General features: G+C 37.6%; 19 protein-coding genes and 2 pseudogenes. 17 read left to right on the forward strand and 4 right to left on the reverse strand.

Going from position 1 to position 18,194, the window contains the following annotated elements; translation table 11 throughout:
- Nucleotides 1–50: 50 nt before the first annotated feature.
- From AC5WOC_RS01100 to AC5WOC_RS01120, 5 genes are all read left to right on the forward strand, one after another.
- On the forward strand, nucleotides 51–224 hold the full coding sequence (locus AC5WOC_RS01100; RefSeq protein ID WP_496053562.1) for a hypothetical protein: 174 nt from the start codon (nucleotides 51–53) through the stop codon (nucleotides 222–224).
- 153 nt (nucleotides 225–377) lie between these two features.
- Nucleotides 378–761, forward strand: a complete 384-nt coding sequence (locus AC5WOC_RS01105) for a DUF302 domain-containing protein (protein WP_496053563.1) — start codon at nucleotides 378–380, stop codon at nucleotides 759–761.
- Nucleotides 762–1,102: 341 nt separating this feature from the next.
- Nucleotides 1,103–1,528 carry a pyridoxal-phosphate dependent enzyme gene (locus AC5WOC_RS01110; protein ID WP_496054137.1) on the forward strand — a complete coding sequence of 142 codons (426 nt, stop codon included), beginning with the start codon at nucleotides 1,103–1,105 and terminating at the stop codon, nucleotides 1,526–1,528.
- A gap of 93 nt (nucleotides 1,529–1,621) precedes the next feature.
- Nucleotides 1,622–2,323 (forward strand): response regulator transcription factor, encoded by a 702-nt coding sequence (locus AC5WOC_RS01115; RefSeq protein ID WP_496053564.1) that lies wholly within the window; start codon nucleotides 1,622–1,624, stop codon nucleotides 2,321–2,323.
- Nucleotides 2,320–3,396 (forward strand): sensor histidine kinase, encoded by a 1,077-nt coding sequence (locus AC5WOC_RS01120; RefSeq protein ID WP_496053565.1) that lies wholly within the window; start codon nucleotides 2,320–2,322, stop codon nucleotides 3,394–3,396. Before AC5WOC_RS01115 ends, AC5WOC_RS01120 begins: the two co-directional genes overlap by 4 nt.
- Before the next feature lie 245 nt (nucleotides 3,397–3,641).
- Here AC5WOC_RS01120 and AC5WOC_RS01125 read toward each other — a convergent pair.
- A pseudogene (locus tag AC5WOC_RS01125) lies at nucleotides 3,642–3,779 on the reverse strand (site-specific integrase); the annotation flags it as partial.
- 131 nt (nucleotides 3,780–3,910) lie between these two features.
- Here AC5WOC_RS01125 and AC5WOC_RS01130 point away from each other — a divergent pair.
- A complete protein-coding gene (locus AC5WOC_RS01130; RefSeq protein ID WP_496053566.1) occupies nucleotides 3,911–4,288 on the forward strand; it encodes a RidA family protein in 378 nt (125 codons plus the stop codon).
- A gap of 133 nt (nucleotides 4,289–4,421) precedes the next feature.
- Here AC5WOC_RS01130 and AC5WOC_RS01135 read toward each other — a convergent pair whose 3' ends face one another.
- Nucleotides 4,422–5,315, reverse strand: a complete 894-nt coding sequence (locus tag AC5WOC_RS01135; RefSeq protein ID WP_496053567.1) for a LysR family transcriptional regulator — start codon at nucleotides 5,313–5,315, stop codon at nucleotides 4,422–4,424.
- A gap of 350 nt (nucleotides 5,316–5,665) precedes the next feature.
- Between AC5WOC_RS01135 and AC5WOC_RS01140 the strand changes: the two genes are divergently transcribed.
- The 3 genes from AC5WOC_RS01140 (at nucleotide 5,666) to AC5WOC_RS01150 (ending at nucleotide 8,210) form a co-directional block, all read left to right on the forward strand.
- Nucleotides 5,666–6,754, forward strand: a complete 1,089-nt coding sequence (locus tag AC5WOC_RS01140) for an NAD(P)H-dependent flavin oxidoreductase (protein ID WP_496053568.1) — start codon at nucleotides 5,666–5,668, stop codon at nucleotides 6,752–6,754.
- Nucleotides 6,755–6,855: 101 nt separating this feature from the next.
- Complete coding sequence (locus AC5WOC_RS01145; protein WP_496053569.1) at nucleotides 6,856–7,710, forward strand: alpha/beta fold hydrolase; 855 nt, start codon at nucleotides 6,856–6,858, stop codon at nucleotides 7,708–7,710.
- A gap of 110 nt (nucleotides 7,711–7,820) precedes the next feature.
- A complete protein-coding gene (locus tag AC5WOC_RS01150; RefSeq protein WP_496053570.1) occupies nucleotides 7,821–8,210 on the forward strand; it encodes a tautomerase family protein in 390 nt (129 codons plus the stop codon).
- A gap of 76 nt (nucleotides 8,211–8,286) precedes the next feature.
- Here AC5WOC_RS01150 and AC5WOC_RS01155 read toward each other — a convergent pair.
- Nucleotides 8,287–8,862: pseudogene (locus AC5WOC_RS01155) on the reverse strand (aminotransferase class I/II-fold pyridoxal phosphate-dependent enzyme); the annotation flags it as partial.
- A 224-nt stretch (nucleotides 8,863–9,086) separates the two neighbouring features.
- Here AC5WOC_RS01155 and AC5WOC_RS01160 point away from each other — a divergent pair.
- Nucleotides 9,087–10,988 carry an APC family permease gene (locus tag AC5WOC_RS01160; protein ID WP_496053571.1) on the forward strand — a complete coding sequence of 634 codons (1,902 nt, stop codon included), beginning with the start codon at nucleotides 9,087–9,089 and terminating at the stop codon, nucleotides 10,986–10,988.
- A gap of 163 nt (nucleotides 10,989–11,151) precedes the next feature.
- Here the strand turns inward: AC5WOC_RS01160 and AC5WOC_RS01165 are convergent, their stop codons facing one another.
- Nucleotides 11,152–11,724 carry a TetR/AcrR family transcriptional regulator gene (locus tag AC5WOC_RS01165; RefSeq protein ID WP_496053572.1) on the reverse strand — a complete coding sequence of 191 codons (573 nt, stop codon included), beginning with the start codon at nucleotides 11,722–11,724 and terminating at the stop codon, nucleotides 11,152–11,154.
- A gap of 170 nt (nucleotides 11,725–11,894) precedes the next feature.
- Here AC5WOC_RS01165 and AC5WOC_RS01170 point away from each other — a divergent pair, with 170 nt between their 5' ends.
- The 7 genes from AC5WOC_RS01170 to AC5WOC_RS01200 all read left to right on the forward strand — a co-directional run bounded on the left by AC5WOC_RS01170 (nucleotide 11,895) and on the right by AC5WOC_RS01200 (nucleotide 18,060).
- On the forward strand, nucleotides 11,895–12,764 hold the full coding sequence (locus AC5WOC_RS01170; RefSeq protein ID WP_496053573.1) for a pirin family protein: 870 nt from the start codon (nucleotides 11,895–11,897) through the stop codon (nucleotides 12,762–12,764).
- Nucleotides 12,765–12,925: 161 nt separating this feature from the next.
- Complete coding sequence (locus tag AC5WOC_RS01175; protein ID WP_496053574.1) at nucleotides 12,926–13,180, forward strand: DoxX family protein; 255 nt, start codon at nucleotides 12,926–12,928, stop codon at nucleotides 13,178–13,180.
- A gap of 7 nt (nucleotides 13,181–13,187) precedes the next feature.
- Nucleotides 13,188–13,379: a hypothetical protein gene (locus AC5WOC_RS01180; RefSeq protein ID WP_496053575.1), complete on the forward strand. Its 192-nt coding sequence runs from the start codon at nucleotides 13,188–13,190 to the stop codon at nucleotides 13,377–13,379.
- A gap of 184 nt (nucleotides 13,380–13,563) precedes the next feature.
- On the forward strand, nucleotides 13,564–14,214 hold the full coding sequence (locus AC5WOC_RS01185) for an MBL fold metallo-hydrolase (protein WP_496053576.1): 651 nt from the start codon (nucleotides 13,564–13,566) through the stop codon (nucleotides 14,212–14,214).
- Nucleotides 14,215–14,403: 189 nt separating this feature from the next.
- Complete coding sequence (locus AC5WOC_RS01190; protein ID WP_496053577.1) at nucleotides 14,404–15,483, forward strand: endospore germination permease; 1,080 nt, start codon at nucleotides 14,404–14,406, stop codon at nucleotides 15,481–15,483.
- Nucleotides 15,476–16,912, forward strand: a complete 1,437-nt coding sequence (locus AC5WOC_RS01195) for a spore germination protein (RefSeq protein WP_496053578.1) — start codon at nucleotides 15,476–15,478, stop codon at nucleotides 16,910–16,912. Before AC5WOC_RS01190 ends, AC5WOC_RS01195 begins: the two co-directional genes overlap by 8 nt.
- Entirely contained in the window at nucleotides 16,909–18,060 is a 1,152-nt protein-coding gene (locus tag AC5WOC_RS01200) for a Ger(x)C family spore germination protein (protein ID WP_496053579.1), read from the forward strand. The genes AC5WOC_RS01195 and AC5WOC_RS01200 overlap by 4 nt, the downstream gene beginning before the upstream one ends.
- Nucleotides 18,061–18,194 lie beyond the last annotated feature (134 nt).

Here is an 18,194-nt window from a genome sequence, read left to right on the forward strand (position 1 = left end):
TTTACTCTAAAAGAGTTGTGAATTTGAAATAGTAAAGGAGGTAAGTTCCTTTGAAAAAGACGAGAGCATTTTGCCTTAGTTTTTTTATGGTTAACGGCATGAATCAATGTTCTTCTTCTCAAGAGAAGCAAGTTCAAAGTGGAATGGATGGATATCAATTGGATCATAGCGATCTGAAACATAGTAAAACGTATCAATCATATTATGAGCATGAAATCAAATAGAAAAAGTACGATTTTGGTTTTGTGAAGTCTTTACTATTTTTGGTTATACATACGAGTTGAGTAAATCTTTCATTCTAAGCAGTTTAAGGGAATCGTCACTTGGATGTAAGGATGTTTACTTGGATACAATAATGAAGAATAGAGGTGAGTAATGTGTTTCATTATACGGTAGAAACAAGCAAAAATATGGATGAAGCAGTTGAATCGGTGGAAGAAAGTCTGAATCGATATAAGTTTGGGGTATTATGGCAATTCGATATCACTTCTAAACTCCAAGAAAAGGGGATTGATTTTCATCAACCTTATCGTGTTTTGGAAGTGTGTAATCCCATAGAAGCGGCACAAGTACTCTCCAAAAATAGTTTAATGGGATATTTTCTTCCTTGTAAGGTTGTCGTATATAGGGAGAACGAAAAGACCAAAATTGGTTTACCTAAACCATCCGTGCTTGTGGATATCGTGAGCGATTCAGATTTGAAAGAAATAGCTCAAAATGTGGAGGAGACTCTTATTAAGGCTATTCAAGAAGCAATTTAGAACGAGGAAAGTGTTTGCTCAGAATTTGCATTCTCTTCGAATGGAACCCTCCAAAATAGATGTTTAAAATTTATTTTGGATATGACTTGTTCATGATCTTTTTCACAAAAGGCCAATGATTCTCCTTTCTTTGTAAGGGATTCATTGGCCTTTTGAATTTTATGTGTGAGTGTTCAATCGTTATATTTATTTTTCTATATGTATGAAAAATGTGTGAATAGTGTTTATCCTCATAAATTCCTCATAATCTTCCGTTAATATGGTCGTTGTACGGCAAAGCAAATCCTGCAACGATTCCCAGTTCGATTAAAGATTGCATTGGAAATACCCCTGTTGTTCGGTTGGAAAAACTTTCCCCACAATCCAATGGAAGCATATTAGGGACAGCAAGAAAACTTCGGGAGAAGCATCCCAAGATGAAAGTAATCGCGGTAGATGCAGTAGGTTCGGTTATCTTTAATGCTCCACCTGCTTCCAGAGAGTTACCGGGAATTGGGTCAAGTCGTGTTCCCGAAATCTTTCGAGCCGATGAAATAGATGAAGTAATCTGGGTCAATGATTATGATTCAGTACAAGCCTGTAAGGACTTATTACAAAAAGAAGAGATCTTTGCCGGGGGTTCTTCCGGATCTGTGATTGCCGCGATTCAAAAGATTATTTCCTCTTTGCAATCGCCAACCAACATTGTTACCATTTTATCAGATAGAGGGGATCGTTATTTGGATATGGTATATGACGAGGAATGGATTTCAAGACTTAAGTCCTAAAGACAATACATATTATTCTTACTTTGTTGGAGTTGAATGAAGCCTCATTCAGCTCTTTCCCTGTATGTAACGATGAAGAAGTAGGTGCAGAAAATGAGTAAAGTAGTACTTATCGTGGATGATGAAGAAAAAATACGTGACGTATTAACTTCGTATCTTCATAAAGAAGGTTTTACAACCATAGAAGCTGCCAATGGTACAGAAGCATTAAAAATTTTCGAACGAGAAGTTTTGGACTTTGTTATTCTTGATTTGATGTTGCCAGATATTACGGGAGAAACGATTTGTCAGCAAATACGTGAACAATCAACGGTACCAATTCTTATGTTAACAGCAAAGGTTACAGAAAGGGATCGACTCAAAGGATTATCAATAGGAGCTGATGATTATGTGATCAAGCCATTTAGTCCTAGAGAAGTGGTCGCACGAGTGAAAGTTATTCTCCGACGAGCAAACCATGATGTTCTTACATCAAGAGTAACCTTTCAAAATGAGGATTTAGTGATCGAAGTGGACAAGCAAATCGTTTTAAAAAAGGGAGAAGAGGTACGTCTTACGCCAGCAGAATTCAAATTATTACTGGTATTGGCACGTCATCCTGACCGACCGTTTTCACGAGAAGAATTAATCGAAAAAGTTTTTGGTTTTGATTACATGGGGGATGATCGTACGATCGATCAACATGTAAAAAATCTACGTCAAAAAATAGAAACTGATCCCAAAAAGCCCATGTACTTGAACACTGTTTATGGCTTTGGTTATCGTTTTACTGGAGGGAAATCACAAAAACGATGAAAAAACGATTAATAATCATGTTTGTAGCTGTCGCATCTGGGATGGTAGCTTTAGCTAGTATTATTTTTCTGATCGAAATGCATTATCATATTTCATTGTATCAAAAAAAATTTCCATTACCCGATCTTCACCTTGTTTATTATGATTATCATTTTGAACAAGCACTGATCGAGTCTACCTTATGGACGGTGATAGGAACCGTTTTGCTTGCTATCCTTATCAGCTTTTTTATGGCAAAACGGATAACTGCTCCACTCATTGAGATGAGAAAAATAACAGAGCAAATAACACAAGGAAATTTGGAGTCTCGGGTAAAGGTGGAAGGAACAGACGAGGTAGCTCATTTAGGTCAGGCATTCAATCATTTAACAGGACAATTACAAGAGCAGGAAATACTCCGAAAACATCTCACTTACGATATTGCCCATGAGCTTCGAACACCTTTGGCTACCTTGAAAAGTCATATGGAGGCTTTTGAGGATGGAGTGTGGGAACCCACTCTAGAACGAATTCGATCGTGTCAAGAAGAGCTAGAACGCCTCATTCATTTAGTAGGAGACCTAGAACAATTAACCAATCTAGAGTCCCCAGGATTCACCCTTCAAATACAAAAAGAAAATTTGGTGGAGATCGTACAACAGAGTACTCGAGCGATGGAAACAAATTTCAAAGTAAAAGAAGTAGAATTGGTTGTTTCAACTCCACCATATGTTTCCGTGTTGGTAGATCGAAATCGCATCGCACAAATTTTAATCAATTTGCTGTCCAATGCCCTTAAATTTACACCATCAGGTGGACGGGTTGCAGTAGAAGTAACAGAAGAGAACAAAGAGGCGCAGATTATAGTAAAAGATACAGGTATTGGTATACCTTCTGCGGAGATATCCAAAGTATTTGAACGACTTTATCGCGTAGATAAGTCAAGGAGCCGTACATCAGGAGGAAGTGGAATTGGATTAACGATTGTCAAAAAATTGGTGGAAGCACACGATGGTTTTATTCGAATAGAAAGTACGGAAGGGAAAGGGACAATTGTATTTATTACCATCCCAAAACAAGGCCGGAAATATTGAATCTTTTTCCCATTTGCCTGGCTATGGTTTTGCCATAGCAGCTAGCACTCTAGTTGGACAAAGTTTAGGGGCAAATCGATGGAAAGATGCAAATTAATATGGTTGGATTGCTACGGGATTAGCCATTCTATTTATGGGAGTCATCGGAATCTTCTTATTTACAGGAGGAGCATGGGCGGCACATTTCTTTACATCCGAAACGAGTGTAATGCATCAAGTAAGTGTTGCCTTGAAAATCGATGCTTTCACACAAATTCCTTTTTTAACTTTAATGTTTTCATAGCCTGATAAAAATTTTTAGCAAGATCTTTTTGCATATCAGGAAGCACATGGCTATACGTATCTAATGTAATCCTTGCATTGGCATGCCTCAATCGTTCACTACAACTCAGATGATTTCATTCATTTCTTCAAAATGCACATTCTGTAATTTTTCCTTGCTAATATATGCCAGTTATCTTACAATTCATCATAACTATTTTTATTACTTTATATCTAAAAGGAGGAATTTTATTTGTCAAGAAAGGCTTTTAATGCATCTGGAGCTGTAGCTGTTGGTCCGTATTCACATGCTATTGAATCAGGAGATTTAATATTTTTATCCGGACAAACTCCAGTAGACTCACAGACTGGAAAGCTTGTGGAAGGTGATATTGTTGAACAAACGAAGCAATGTTTTAAGAATCTTTTCAATGTATTGGAAGCAGCAGGTTTAACCCCTGATAATATTGAAAAAGTGAATGTATTCTTAACTGATATGAATAATTTTGCAGCAATGAATGAAGTTTATTCAAAACAATTTTCTACTCCATATCCGGCCCGTACAACTATTGGAGTGTCATCTTTACCTCTAGGTGCGCAGATTGAAATAGAGATGATAGCTAGAAGATAAAATTTAGGTAAAATGGACTTCCTTTTGTGAAAAGAATAAAAAGGGTTAACTACTACTGATAATACAGCTAACCCTATTTTTGCGTTTATTGTTATAAATGGATCTTTGCAGCACACGCCTCAAAGGTGTTTTTTTAAAGTAAAAAGTTTTTATTCCTTATCTCATAAAAACATTGTTTAGCAATCTGAATGAACTCTGATACAGCTGCAGTTCTATAGGTATCTTTACGACGAATGAATAGAGTCGGTGTTTTGTAGAACTTCGAGATTTTTTGAAATTGCAAGTTGTATAGACCCTTGGATCTTTCAACCACCGAGCGAGGCAGAAGAGAGACGCCAAGACCAGCATGAATACATCCGAGAATTCCCTCAATCGTTCCAAACTCCATGATCTTGGCAGGTATGATGCCTTCCCAGTGTAACCAATCCTCCAGTTTTCGACGGTAAGAGCAACCAATCCGTAATACCAGCAAAGTCAGATTTTGCAAATCCTCAGATCGATCAACAGAGGGGAATTGTCCTCCAAATACGAGTACAAGTTCCTCAACTCCAACTTCGGTAACATCAAGATCCATGTGTTCAACTGGTGCTGCTACGAAAGCTCCGTCCAATTCATACTTCAACACTAAATTGACGAGTTCATCCGTCGATCCTGTTTTCAGTGATAAATCTACCTCTGGATAAGAGTTATGATAATTGAGGAGGATAGATGGTAGATAAATCGCTGCCGTGGTTTCAAGAGATCCGATCCGAAGCGGCCCTCTTGGAACCGAGGTATCTGTTACGACTCGTTCTGCCTCTTGAGTAAGAAAAAGAATTTTCTCAGCATAGGACTTAAGAACCTCTCCAGATGTTGTGAGTCGAACTCCTTGCCTTTGGCGATGAAACAGCTCCGTTTTCAATTCACTTTCGAGTTGCTGGATACGGATGCTGATACTTGACTGTACATATTCCAACTTTTCGGCTGCCTTGGTAATGCTGCCTTCATTTGCTACTGCCAAAAAAATCCTCATATCTCTGATGTCCATTTCATTTCTCCATTAAGATATTGATTTTTTTAATGCGAACCATCATATAGATTCATTTTACACAATGTATTCGTGGAGTTACAATGAATTCGGAAAGGATGAGTGAGATCGTGACAAATTCGGAAAACAAAAATACAAAAATAGTTCCACAAAGACGATGATTGGCGGGTTTGTTATGCTCATCATTGCTAGGTGATATGGATACAATTCTTAAGACTAATAAGCTATGAAACATGGATAGAACCGATATAAACAATTGTTTAATATCACTTTTTATAAAACAGACATATACCTTTATTCCAAATCATGATAATTCAACAAAGGTTCCATAACACAGGAGGTTTTTAAAAATGCTTGAGACTGAATTAACACGTATTCTCAAAATTCGTTATCCGATATTCCAAGCACCGATGGCAGGTGGACCTACCACTCCTGAATTAATAGCAGCAGTTTCAAACGCTGGTGGCCTTGGTAACCTAGGCGCAGGATATTTGACCCCAGAGAAACTCCGTAGTTCGATTCAAGAGATCAGACAATTAACAGATCAGCCATTTGGAGTTAACCTGTTTGTACCGGAGCAACCAATGGAATCAAAAGAAAATATCGATCAAATGACAGATTACCTCAATAAATATCGTGTCAAACTCGGCATAACACAAAATCCATTGATCCAGAAGTTTTCGGAATCGTTTGATGAACAGGTGCAAGTATTACTGGATGAGAGAATTCCCGTATTTAGTTTCACCTTTGGTATACCGTCACAAGACGTGATCCAAGCCATGAAGCAGCGTGGAACAGTCGTTATAGGCACTGCAACAACAGTTGAAGAATCCAAACAATTGGAAGAAGCGGGCGTAGACGCTATTGTAGCCCAAGGAAGTGAAGCAGGAGGACACCGGGGTACATTTTTAAAGGGCTGTTCCGACTCTCAAATTGGCACTATGGCTCTTGTTCCTCAGATTGTGGACAATGTTTCGCTTCCGGTTATTGCATCAGGAGGCATCATGGATGGAAGGAGCCTTGTAGCAAGCCTCGTATTGGGTGCAGCAGCCGTACAAATGGGTACTGCGTTTTTGGCGTGCCCCGAAAGCGGCGCCCATGCAGCATACAAACAGAAAATTCTTTTGGAGAATGAGGATGCTACTGAAATCACTCGAGCATATTCAGGTAGAGCCTCACGAGGCATTCGAACCGAATTTATGAACGACATGAATCATTATCCTGGTATAATTCCAGCTTACCCAATTCAAAATGTAATGACAAGAGACATTCGCCAAGCAGCTGCAAAAGCGAACAACCCTGAGTTCATGTCACTATGGGCAGGGCAAGGCCTTAGGTTAGTCAAGGATCACTCTGCTACTGCAATTGTTAAACAGACCATCGAGGAAGCAAATGTTCTAATTAAAAGGATTTCTATTCTCGGAATGATTAACGACTGAATAAAGTTGTAAATCCCGAAGAAACTAAGTTGGGTCTCAACAAAGTAATAGAGTCAAAAAAATTAGGTATATACGTGAGATTCTTTATGGGAGGTTTTAACATGTTGACATACCATTTTTTAGAAATGAAGGGATTAAATGTTTTTTATCGTGAGGCTGGTGACCCAAATAAACCTGTGATTTTATTACTTCATGGTTTTCCATCCGCAAGTCACATGTTTCGAGATCTGATACCTATTCTAGCAGAAGACTATCATGTGATTGCCCCTGATTATCCCGGCTTCGGGCAAACATCATCACCTGATAGAGCGGATTTTGCTTATACATTTGACCGTATTACTGAAATTGTTGAAGCTTTCATTGACCGACTAGGGCTTACTAGGTATGCAATATATGCCTTTGATTATGGGGCGCCTATTGGCTTTCGATTAGCTATGCACCATCCAGAACGTATAACAGCAATAATTAGTCAGAATGGGAACATCTATCATGAAGGCTTGGGCAAAAAATGGGCTGCTCGAGCAGAATACTGGCGAAATCCAACACAAGAAAAAAGAGAAAGTTATCGGACAGCTTTTGAACCAGACACGATTAAGAGCCAATATCTTGATGGAACAAAACATAATCAGGTTTCTCCTGATGGTTATACTCTTGATATTGCATATATGTCTCGACCGGGAAATGACGAAAAGCAATTAGATTTAATATTTGATTACCAAAATAATGTGAAGATGTACCCGCAATTTCAACAGTATCTTCGCGAATATCAACCACCATTATTGGCAACTTGGGGTGAAAATGATGTTTCATTTATTCCAGAGGGTGCTAAAGCATTTTTGAAAGATTTACCAAATGCTGAGATTCATTTATTAGATACTGGTCATTTTGCATTGGAAACACATGCCAATGAAATAGGTGAATTGATTTTAAATTTCTTAAAGAATAACGACATTTAACGAATTAAATCAAAGTTTAAAGATATAAAAGCGATTGGAAAAGATAGAAGAACCTAGTTAGGTTAAGACCTTAGATGTAATAAGTACGCTAATTAGAAGGAGGAGGATTTATGCCGTTACTTCGTTTTGACCTTGTAAAAGGGAGAGATAAGGAAAGTTTAAAGAAACTTTTAGATGTCGTACATTCTGCTGTAGTAGAGGCTTTTGACGTTCCCCAACGAGATCGATATCAAATTGTTCACGAACATTCAGAAGACAATATGATTATCCAGGATACTGGCTTAGAGATTAATCGTACTAATAATATTGTTGTTCTTTCCATTGTAAGTAAAGCCCGTCCTAAAGAAAAAAAACAAAAACTTTATTCCATTCTTGCCAAGAGATTGGAATCGGAATGTGGAATTGCCTCAACTGATTTAATAGTATCTATTGTGGAAAATAATGATGCTGATTGGAGTTTTGGATTAGGTGAGGCTCAATTTTTAACTGGTAAGTTGTAGGTTTGGAATATAGCTATGCTGTGAAAGCTGGGAAATTACAGTCAAAAAAACAAGCTCTACGATTGAATTGCTGTCTTAGATAAATCACTCTTGTGGAATCAATGAATGCTAGAGTTGGAAATAGTTGGAATATAGCGAAATTCACTATCATAATCGTCTTCGATAATGTACTCATGCTTTTGTTAGACCAATGCATAAGCGCATGACGGTGCTGAATGGGCATGCTAACTCCATAAGGACTATGATGGGAAGGGGCTACATAGATGACTCGTGATTTCATTTGATCTAACGATGAAAAATCAGCACCCGTTTCATAAACAGGTAAAGTTTCAAGAATAAAACAATTTAATTGAAAAGCTTCCCAAGTGTCATCATATCCAGGGTTCTCTACGATAACACTAGAAATATCATTCTTTAGAATATGTCCAAGATAGAGAAGCAGCTGTTGGGTACTTCCGCCGATAATAATGGCATCTGCATTTGTTCTCAGCCTCCGGGATTGGAGCAAGTATGCAGTTATTTGTTGGTTTAGATTTACTTTCCTAAAGGGTTCCCATAAAAAAGCTCTCATTTAAAGTCAATACTTGATTAGATATCTCTTTCTCCAAGTTTTCAGGGGAAAATATGTTTGATCTACCGCACCTGCCCGGAAATGAGTAAAAAGGATCACTCTCAGTTTCATTTAATGGATATTTTAGTGACCATGTTGATCTTCTTACCATCAATATGGTCACCTTTGCACAATAAATAAAATATAACTTTTATATCTTCTTGATAAAGTGTTTGGAATTGGGATTAAGTACTTGCAATTCTCCATCGAGTAAGTTCATTTAATAATGCACTTAAACTAATAAGTAAGGTTAAAGGAATGATAACATGCATCAACTATTGAGATGGATTGAATTTATAATTATCGCACTGGCTATATACTATTCCATCGCTAACTTTGGTAATCTAAAAAGAATTTTTATTGGCCGTCCCATGCGCACCAGTGAATTGCATGCAAAACATAATAAATTGTTTTGGGTTATTGCACTTGCTATTCTTTCAACTGACCTATTATCATCAATCGCCTATGGCCCTGAAGCTGGTATGACGGAACTGGTCGGTCTTGGATCAACTGCAAAGTGGCTAATCTTACCCATTACAGCTGCAACTGTTTTACTGTTATTTATTTTAATTCTGTCTTATATTATGGGAGTCACTGCTTATCCAAATGGAGGGGGAGCATACACCATAGCAAAAGATAATTTTAAAAGATCATGGCCCTCTCTATTAGCATCCAGTTCCTTACTCGTTGATTATATACTGACCGTTGCAGTATCTGTATCATCTGGTATCCAAAATATGGTGTCTGCTTATCCAATGCTGAAGCCATATGCAGTAACCTTGGCTATTATCTGCATCTTAATTTTAGTATTGGTCAATTTACGTGGGGTGGCAGAAACAGCGCGTATTTTCTCTTGGCCTACATTCATTTTTATAGCAAGTATGGTTCTCCTGATTATTGCTGGTTTTGTAAATGAATTTCGATATGGATTTGTCCAAACATCAACTCCTCCATTTGGAACGTTTTCACGAGGTTTAACCATACTGCTTATTTTAAAGGCATTTAGTGCTGCTTGTTCCTCTTTAACAGGAATTGAAACCATTTCCAATGCGGTTCCTATTTTTAGGGAACCAAGGCAAAAAAATGCTATAAAGGCTTATATTGCCTTGAGTCTGCTCACAGGAATCATTCTTTTAGGGATCAGTTATCAACTGTATGTAAAAGGTATTTCAGTCAATCCAAACAATACAATGATTTCCCAGTTAATCGATGTTTATTTTGGGCATGGTGTGATTTATCAAATTATGATGTGGTCGATTTTTATCGTACTTATTTTAGCGGCAAATTCTGTTTTTACAGGATTTTCTCATCTGGCGGCACTGGTAGCGAAAGATGGATTTTTACCGCGTGCTTTAGCTAATCAGGGAGATCGGTTAGGTTATTCGAATGCAATAATGTTGTTAGCAGGGATTTCTTCTTTTTTGATTCTCGTATTTCATGCCCAGACCAATGCACTTATCCCGTTATTTGCAATTGGTGTTTTTCTTTCTTTTACGGTAGCCCAACTGGGGTTATTAGTTCGTTGGCGTAGAATAAAAGGGCACCGCTGGCAATTGAAATTTGTGATTAATTTTATTGGAGCTATTGTCTCGGTTTTGGTAGTGATCGTCTTTGCTATTACCAAATTTTTGGATGGGGCATGGATTGTAATAGTGGGATTACCATTGATGATTTTGTTTTCATTATCGATCCACCGTCATTATTTCAAAATGAAAGAGGAATTAAAGGTTGAATCAAAACGGATAAAACCTGATTCCTATCGTATTGTTTCGATTGTTCTGGTCTCCGGAATTCATCGTGTCGTTCATAATACGATTTCTTTTGCCGAAAATCTAGGAACAGAAGTACTTGCTCTTTATATCGGATTTGACGATGATTCTATCGAAGAAATGAACAAGAGATGGGAAGAATGGGGGGAACCGTGTCTGTTGGTCACGATTAAGAATGAATTCCGATCGATTCTTAATCCGTTGGCACAGTTTATTCAAACAATGGAACTAGCAGAAGGGAAGCCTGATCGAATTCATATTATTTTGCCACAATTTATTACAAAAAAGTGGTGGCATAACCTTCTGCATAATCAAAGCGCTTTGTTGATACATGCTTGGCTTTTAAAGCATAAAGATGTCGTTGTTACGACAGTTCCATATCATTTAAATAAGTCATGACTAGCCAGAGACTTGTTTCGATATGTAAGATACCTGAGTATCCATGATTTTGGTCGAATGATGCCATCGGGAAATATTCTCTTTTAACAGAAAGTCGTCAACTCTTGTACGGCTTCTTTTTTTATGGACAAACTATGATGGATTTTGCTTTCTCTGACACTCTTTAAGATATTTCATTCTTTAACAATTGTTTAAAAGATAAACTTACAAAGTCTAGATACTCTTCGGGTGATTTACTGCTGTTCTGTTTCCAATCAATGGAGGCTCCGTAAATCATCCAACTTAAAATGGTAGCTATCATTTTTAGCTTTTCATTACTTTCGTCTTGATATTTTTTTAATAGTGATTGAAAGATGATCTGTTCCAGTTCCTTCTTTAATATAGCTTCTATATTCACGGTCATATCATGATAACTTCTTTGACAACGTGCGGAAAGACTCATGTGAAATTTCGTAATGGATAAAAATAAACTCTTTGGCATTCCTTCATTAAACTCATCATTAATTCTCAGTTCCTGAAGTACATTCTCCATTAAATTTTCTTTTATCACTTTTTCAAGTAAATCATATTTATCGACGAAATGATGATAAAAGGTAGCTCGATTAATCATGGCTCCTGATGTAATATCGCTAATCTTAATACTATTGAAATCCTTTTTTTCCAAAAGTTCGATAAAGGAATCAATAATGAATTTCCTTGTTCGAATCAAACGCAAGTCTGTGTTTTGCTCAATCATACAGATATCTCCATTCTTGAATAACATTAGACATTTTACATAGACTGTGGCTTATGCAACAAAAGCAAGATTCTGTTACTTGAGTGGAAATTTAACTAGGTCTATAATCCAATTATACAACATCTGTTCCATATATAACAGGAGTTGGATTTGCAAAAGGAGGGTTTACTATGTCAAATGCAGCAAATTTCAGAAGAGATATAAGGGAATATTGGTATCCGGAATATAACAAAAATGGTTACCCGCATGTCCAGCAAGGAGCCATTGTTTATCCTGGGAAACATGATGTAGATCCCTTCCTGTTAATGGCTGAGGATTGGTACAAACGGGGAACCTTTCCTGATCATCCTCATCGCGGATTTCAAACAGTAACTTATGTTGTTGATGGACGACTTGAACATATTGATAATGGCGGAGGTTACGGCATATTGCACGCAGGTGATGTTCAATACATGAATGCAGGTTGGGCTGCCCGCCATGCGGAAGATGCTTATGATGATGACTTGATTCACACCTTGCAAGTATGGCTGAATCTCCCCAAAAGTTTGAAACACACAAAATCGAGTTACCAAAATATTTTTGTAGAAGATGCTCCAGTTGTGACGTTTGAAGGAGGATTCATTCGAGTGTATTCAGGTGATATTGCTGGGATAACAGGACCTATGGACAGCTTGGTTCCCATTACGATGTCAGAAATTACCCTTAAAGAAGGCACTGCTTATAAACATATTTTACCTGAGAATCATAACGCATTCTTGTATGTGTTGATGGGTGAAATGGAGTTTGGGGAAAGCCTGACGAAGATAGGGAAAACTGGAGCAGCTACCTTGTCATTCCATGAAAAAGGTGAAGAGGCTAATTCAAGTGAGTTAAGAATAAAGGCCTTATCCCGTTCGAAAGTGCTGGTGTATTCCGGAGTTCCTATTCGGGAAGAAGTCGCTTTTGGCGGACCGTTTGTTATGAATACGCAGGAAGAAATCAGACAAGCATTTCAAGATTATCAATCTGGGAAATTTGGACCACCTGCTGTAAAAGATTAAAACTGTGGGACAACGGAGAGGAAGTTATTTATGGATTTTGTACTTCTAGTCGGAAGAATTTTATTTGCATTTATTTTTATTACGGCAGGATTTAATCATTTAAAAAATTTCTCTAAGACCGTTGAGGGGGTGAAGAAATTTAATGCTCTCTTTTCCCTTCATTGTCAGCTGCTGTTACGAGTCTCTTTGCCCTTGTTGGTGGCTCAAGTGTTGCTCTTGGCTTCTATTCAAAAATCGGTGCACTTCTTCTTGTTATTTTTCTTATACCAACAACCTTTATCGTCCATCGTTTTTGGGGGTTATCAGATGAACATCAAAAGGAAATTCAAATGGTACATTTTTTCAAGAACCTCGCTCTCATGGGGGCATCATTAATTATTATGTGTTTGGGTTCTGGTCCTTTAAGTTTGCAGTAAATGTTATATGAGTCAAATCCGCTTGATATGTACGTCTTCCGCGTCTGTTGTAAAGAGAGCAAAGGACGCTACAGCCGTACATATCTTCGCTGGGGGCATTTTTGTATCTATTATTGTTCAAGAAGAGTTATTACGAAAAAAAATTTTAAACATTATTGTAATGAAAGTACATGAATTACATACCAACAATGGTATTTAGCTTAGTAAGAACTGATAAGTCACCAATTTTGATAGTACAACTTTCATGTATAATGTGAAACGAGATACCTAAGTTATTAAGACCTCCAAACTTTTGTAGATTAGCAGTTTCAGATAGGCCCATAATCGTTCATATTATGATTCTTCTATCTGTTGTACAGTAGATAATTTAAGGAGAAATTTTCATGCAGATCAAATGGTTTGGTCACTCTTCTTTTTTGCTAACATCGGAAGCCGGTACGAGAATCCTCATCGATCCTTATAATAAGTTTTTCGGTTACCGAATGCCCGTTCCGGTTGAATCGGATGTAGTTGCTATTACTCATGATCATGGTGATCATAATAAAATTCAAGCCGCCTCTGGGAATTATTTGCTTGTGAACGAGCCAAGAGAATATACTTGCAATGATGTGCATATCAGTGGGTTCAAAACTTTTCACGATAAGGTAAGTGGTAAAAAAAGAGGACCTAACATTATTTTTCGATTCCAGATGGATGAACTGACGATCTGCCATTGCGGGGACCTGGGGCATTTGCTTTCGCAGGAGCAAGTCAATGCCATCGGTAAAGTGGATGTTCTCATTGTACCGGTTGGAGGAGCGACGACGATCAACGCGAGTGAGGCCGTTCAATTAATGGATCAATTACAGCCGACGGTAACGATACCAATGCATTATAGCACGAAAGCATTGGGCATCCTTGGAAGAATTATCTTCGCTAAAGTCGATAAGTTCCTAGATGCTGTCAAGACACAGACAACAGATGTGAAGACATTGCACTTGTCTAATGATAACCTTGCTCAATATGCTGGCGTTGTTACGATGCAGTATACATAGAATAGTACAAAAAGTTGTCTAGAAGGAGCAGCTCTAGCTATCTCCAGACAACTGACAATACCTCTCACAGAGGAAGTCGTCCTAACTTTTGGACGGCTTCTTTTTTCTAAATGAACTGAGGATTCTGTATGTATAAAACCCCTCTAAATGGAAAATATTATGTATCAAATAAACAAACTGGAGGATAAAATGAGCAAAATCAGCATTCTTCAGTCTTCCATGGTTACCATTACAAGTGTAATCTTTATGAGCCACTTTTTTATTACTCCAGTTATCTTATCTGCTTCTGGCAGAGATGCTTGGCTTGCGATTTTATTTGCGATTATCCCTTGTGTCCTCTGGCTTTTTCTTCTCTTTACTATTATTAGAAAAAGCAATCAGCAGCATATTGGAACATGGCTGAAAAGCAAATATGGCTCATTTTTAGCATGGGTTGTAACAATTGTAAGTGGTTTCTACTTATTTGGCATGAACTTTTTCACTTTAAAGCATATGGTCTCGTCCTTTTCTAATTATTTTATAGAAACTCCGCCGATTGTGTTAGTCCTATTAGCATTAACACTCTGCTTTCTTACAGCAAAGTCTGGCATCCAAAGCATCGCGATTACTGTGGGTTTATCTTTTCCCTTTATGATCATCGCATATCTGTTTATTCTGTTCGCCAATATTCCTAATAAGGATTATTCAAGATTACTTCCCCTCCTAGAGTATGATGTTGATCCCATTTGGAATGGGATGTTCATTGCAGTTACAGGTTTGATGGAGATGATAATCATTGTATGGATGCAGCATCATCTCGCTTCCAAAGTTCGTTTTTGGCATCTCCTTCTCACGGCGGTGGTAATTCTCCTTCTTACTTTCGAATCGGTTTCAAGTTCCATTGCCGAGTTCGGTCCAACGGAAGCAACGAAACAACTATATCCCTACCTTGAACAATGGAGATTAGCTCGGATTGGATTATATGTTCCACATTTTGATTTTATCTTTATCTATTTATGGCTGATCACAGCTTATATACGAGTTTCCGTAACCTTGTACTTAATGAGTGAACTATACAAAAAGAATAATAAGAAATCCTCGACTACTTTTTTACTTGTTATTTCTGTATTGCTTTTGATCTGCTATTTCATTCCTATAAGTATTTCGCAGTTATATTTCATTTTAACCTATTATTATTTCCCTGTTACATTTGCTATCTTGACTCTTCTAACCTTAATCTTTTTTCTTTTAAGTTTAGTAAAAATCAAAGGAGTACCCCAGCATGACTAAAATTACGGAACAACAAATACGGGAAATATTTCGATTATGTCAAGATATAACCATGCAATCATACAATTTTACCAGTGAGGGCATACAATCATCAGTCTTATTCATTTATTCAAGCGGACTTTGTGATACCAAGCAAATCTATCAATCTGTATTACCAAGTCTTCAGCAACTTCTTCAGCAGTCAGGATTTGAGAAAAGTTCATTAGAACAGGAACATTTATGGATAGAACAAAAATCGTTAAAAGAGGTAGAAAATGCTGTCTTCAGCGGAAAATTAGCTCTATTTTTTCCGGATTCTTCCTGTGTTTTTTCGGTGGATCTAGCAAAACCTCCAGAACGTCAACCAACCGCATCCAAAACAGAACCTCCTATCTTTGGTCCAGGAGACTCTTTTGTGGAAAATCTAACCATCAATCGAGCGATTATCCGCAAACGACTGAAAACCAACTCACTAAAATATGAAGAGTTTACAATTGGAAAGAGAAGTCAAGCAAAAGTGGGATTATTTTATGTGGACGATATCATCTCACTTGATATCATCAAAGAAGTGAAAAAACGTTTATCGAAGATAAACATTGATGCTTTATCCAGTATCAATCAACTAGGACATTTGATCACCCAATCTTCTAGTATTGTAGTACCTTTGTATAGCAACACTACTCGTCCAGATCTTGTGATGAATAGTTTACTTAGTGGTAGATTCGCTCTGTTGGTAGAAGGGTTTCCATCAGCTCTGATCTGTCCCATGACTTTACCATCCTTGTTACATGCTGCTGAGGATGTACATTTTCCTACGTACATGGTTTCAATAATTCGTTTGCTAAGGAGGATAGGGATGCTTATATCCGTGCTTTCACCTGGCTTTTGGATGGCCATATCCGCCTATCACTTAGAACAGATTCCTTTGCCGTTCCTTGCGAGTTTAACGATATCAAGGCAAGGGATTCCCACCCCCATCGTGCTAGAATTTTTTATTGTGGCAGTATTATTTGATATCCTCATTGAAGCAGGGGCTAGATTTCCGCAATCAATCGGTCAAGGGGTTACTGTTATTGGTGGATTAATCATTGGTGAAGCGTCTATCCAATCAGGGTTAGCATCTCCAAGCACCCTTATTATTGTAGCTATTTCAACAACGGCTGGCTTTACTACCATTGGTCAGACATTAGGAACGTCGATTCCCTTTTTTAGATATTACATCCTTTTTTTAAGTTCCTTTTTAGGTTTATTTGGTTTCTTTTTCGGGTTATTTTCGATTCAGCTTTATTTGGCTAATCTGAAATCATTTGGCATTCCTTACTTGGCTCCGCTTTCTCCACCTGTTTTTAAAGATATACTCGCCTCCCAGATCAGCTTGCCATGGAATAAGAAGGAGAGACCTCACATGTTACACGTACAAGATGCAAGTAAAGGAGAACAGGAAGAGTGAGTAGAGGAAAAATAAAATTGCTGATATTTTTTTCCATTTTCCTATTGACAGGTTGCTGGGATCAGAAAGATGTAAATATGCAAGATTATGTAAATGCGGTTGGAATTGACTATGAAGATGGTAAATACATTGTTACCTTACAATTGGTTAATTTTAAGGGTATTGCGAAAACGGAAGGAGGCGGAAGCGATAAACAAACACCCGTTTGGATTGGAAAAGGGAAAGGAAACGATATCGGAGAGGCAATTGATCAAATTTTAACTGCCTCTGCCAAGCATCTATTTTGGGGACATATTAACGCGTTAGTTTTTAGTGAAAAATTGCTTAATTCATCTGTATTTCCACAATTTCTGGATGATATTAATAGACATGCGATGACTCGTTACGCCGTTTGGACTTTTGGAACAAGAGAGACGATTGATTCTATTTTTAAAATTGTTCCACCACTCACACAGTCTCAGTTGCTGGCTCTTCTTCATCATCCGAAGGACAACTTCCATCAGTTATCTTTTATTCGTCCGCTGTCTCTTCGCGATTTTTTAGCTGATTTTTATGACCATGGACGTTGTACTCTTCTTCCTGCATTAACGATCACACAGCAGACATGGTCACAAGATACAAAAGAAACCCCTGCATTAGCGCCAAATGGTGTTTATGCTTTCCAAAACAAAGAATATAAAGGGTTCTTACCTGTTTCGAAAATAAAAGGCATTTCATGGGTACAAGAGGAGACAGAAAGAGTACGTGTTTATCCAAAAAATAAAGAGAAAACGTTGGCAATGCTAGAAGTACAACAACCTGATGTTAAAATCCAGCCCCGTATCACAAGTCATCAACTTAAATTTGACGTACAAGTAAAGGTCAAAGCGATGGTAGTACATAACTTTCAAAAACTAACGGAGGATGGTTTACGAGATAAGACTGAACAAGAAATTCAAAAACAGGTTTATCAGTCCTTTCACAATGGATTATCCATAGGTGCGGATATTTTACAGTTAGGTAATTCACTCTATCGGAAACATCCAAAGGTTTGGCATGCACAGGCGAAAGATGGCGAAGGTCTTAAACTGACCCCTTCTTCACTCGGATCTGTTCATATTGATGTTAAAATTACCTCAACGGAAAAATATAAGATGAAGTATAAATAGTACGCATAGCAATCTCGAATACCAAATTTAATTTTTGTTTATCTCCAGTGAATCATCGCTAATCTTGACATGTAAAATCATTTCAGTATAATAAAAATTACCGGAATGAATATTCATTCCGTAAAGGAGTGAGG

The sequence above is a fragment of the Shimazuella sp. NTD247 genome, assembly GCF_059510415.1.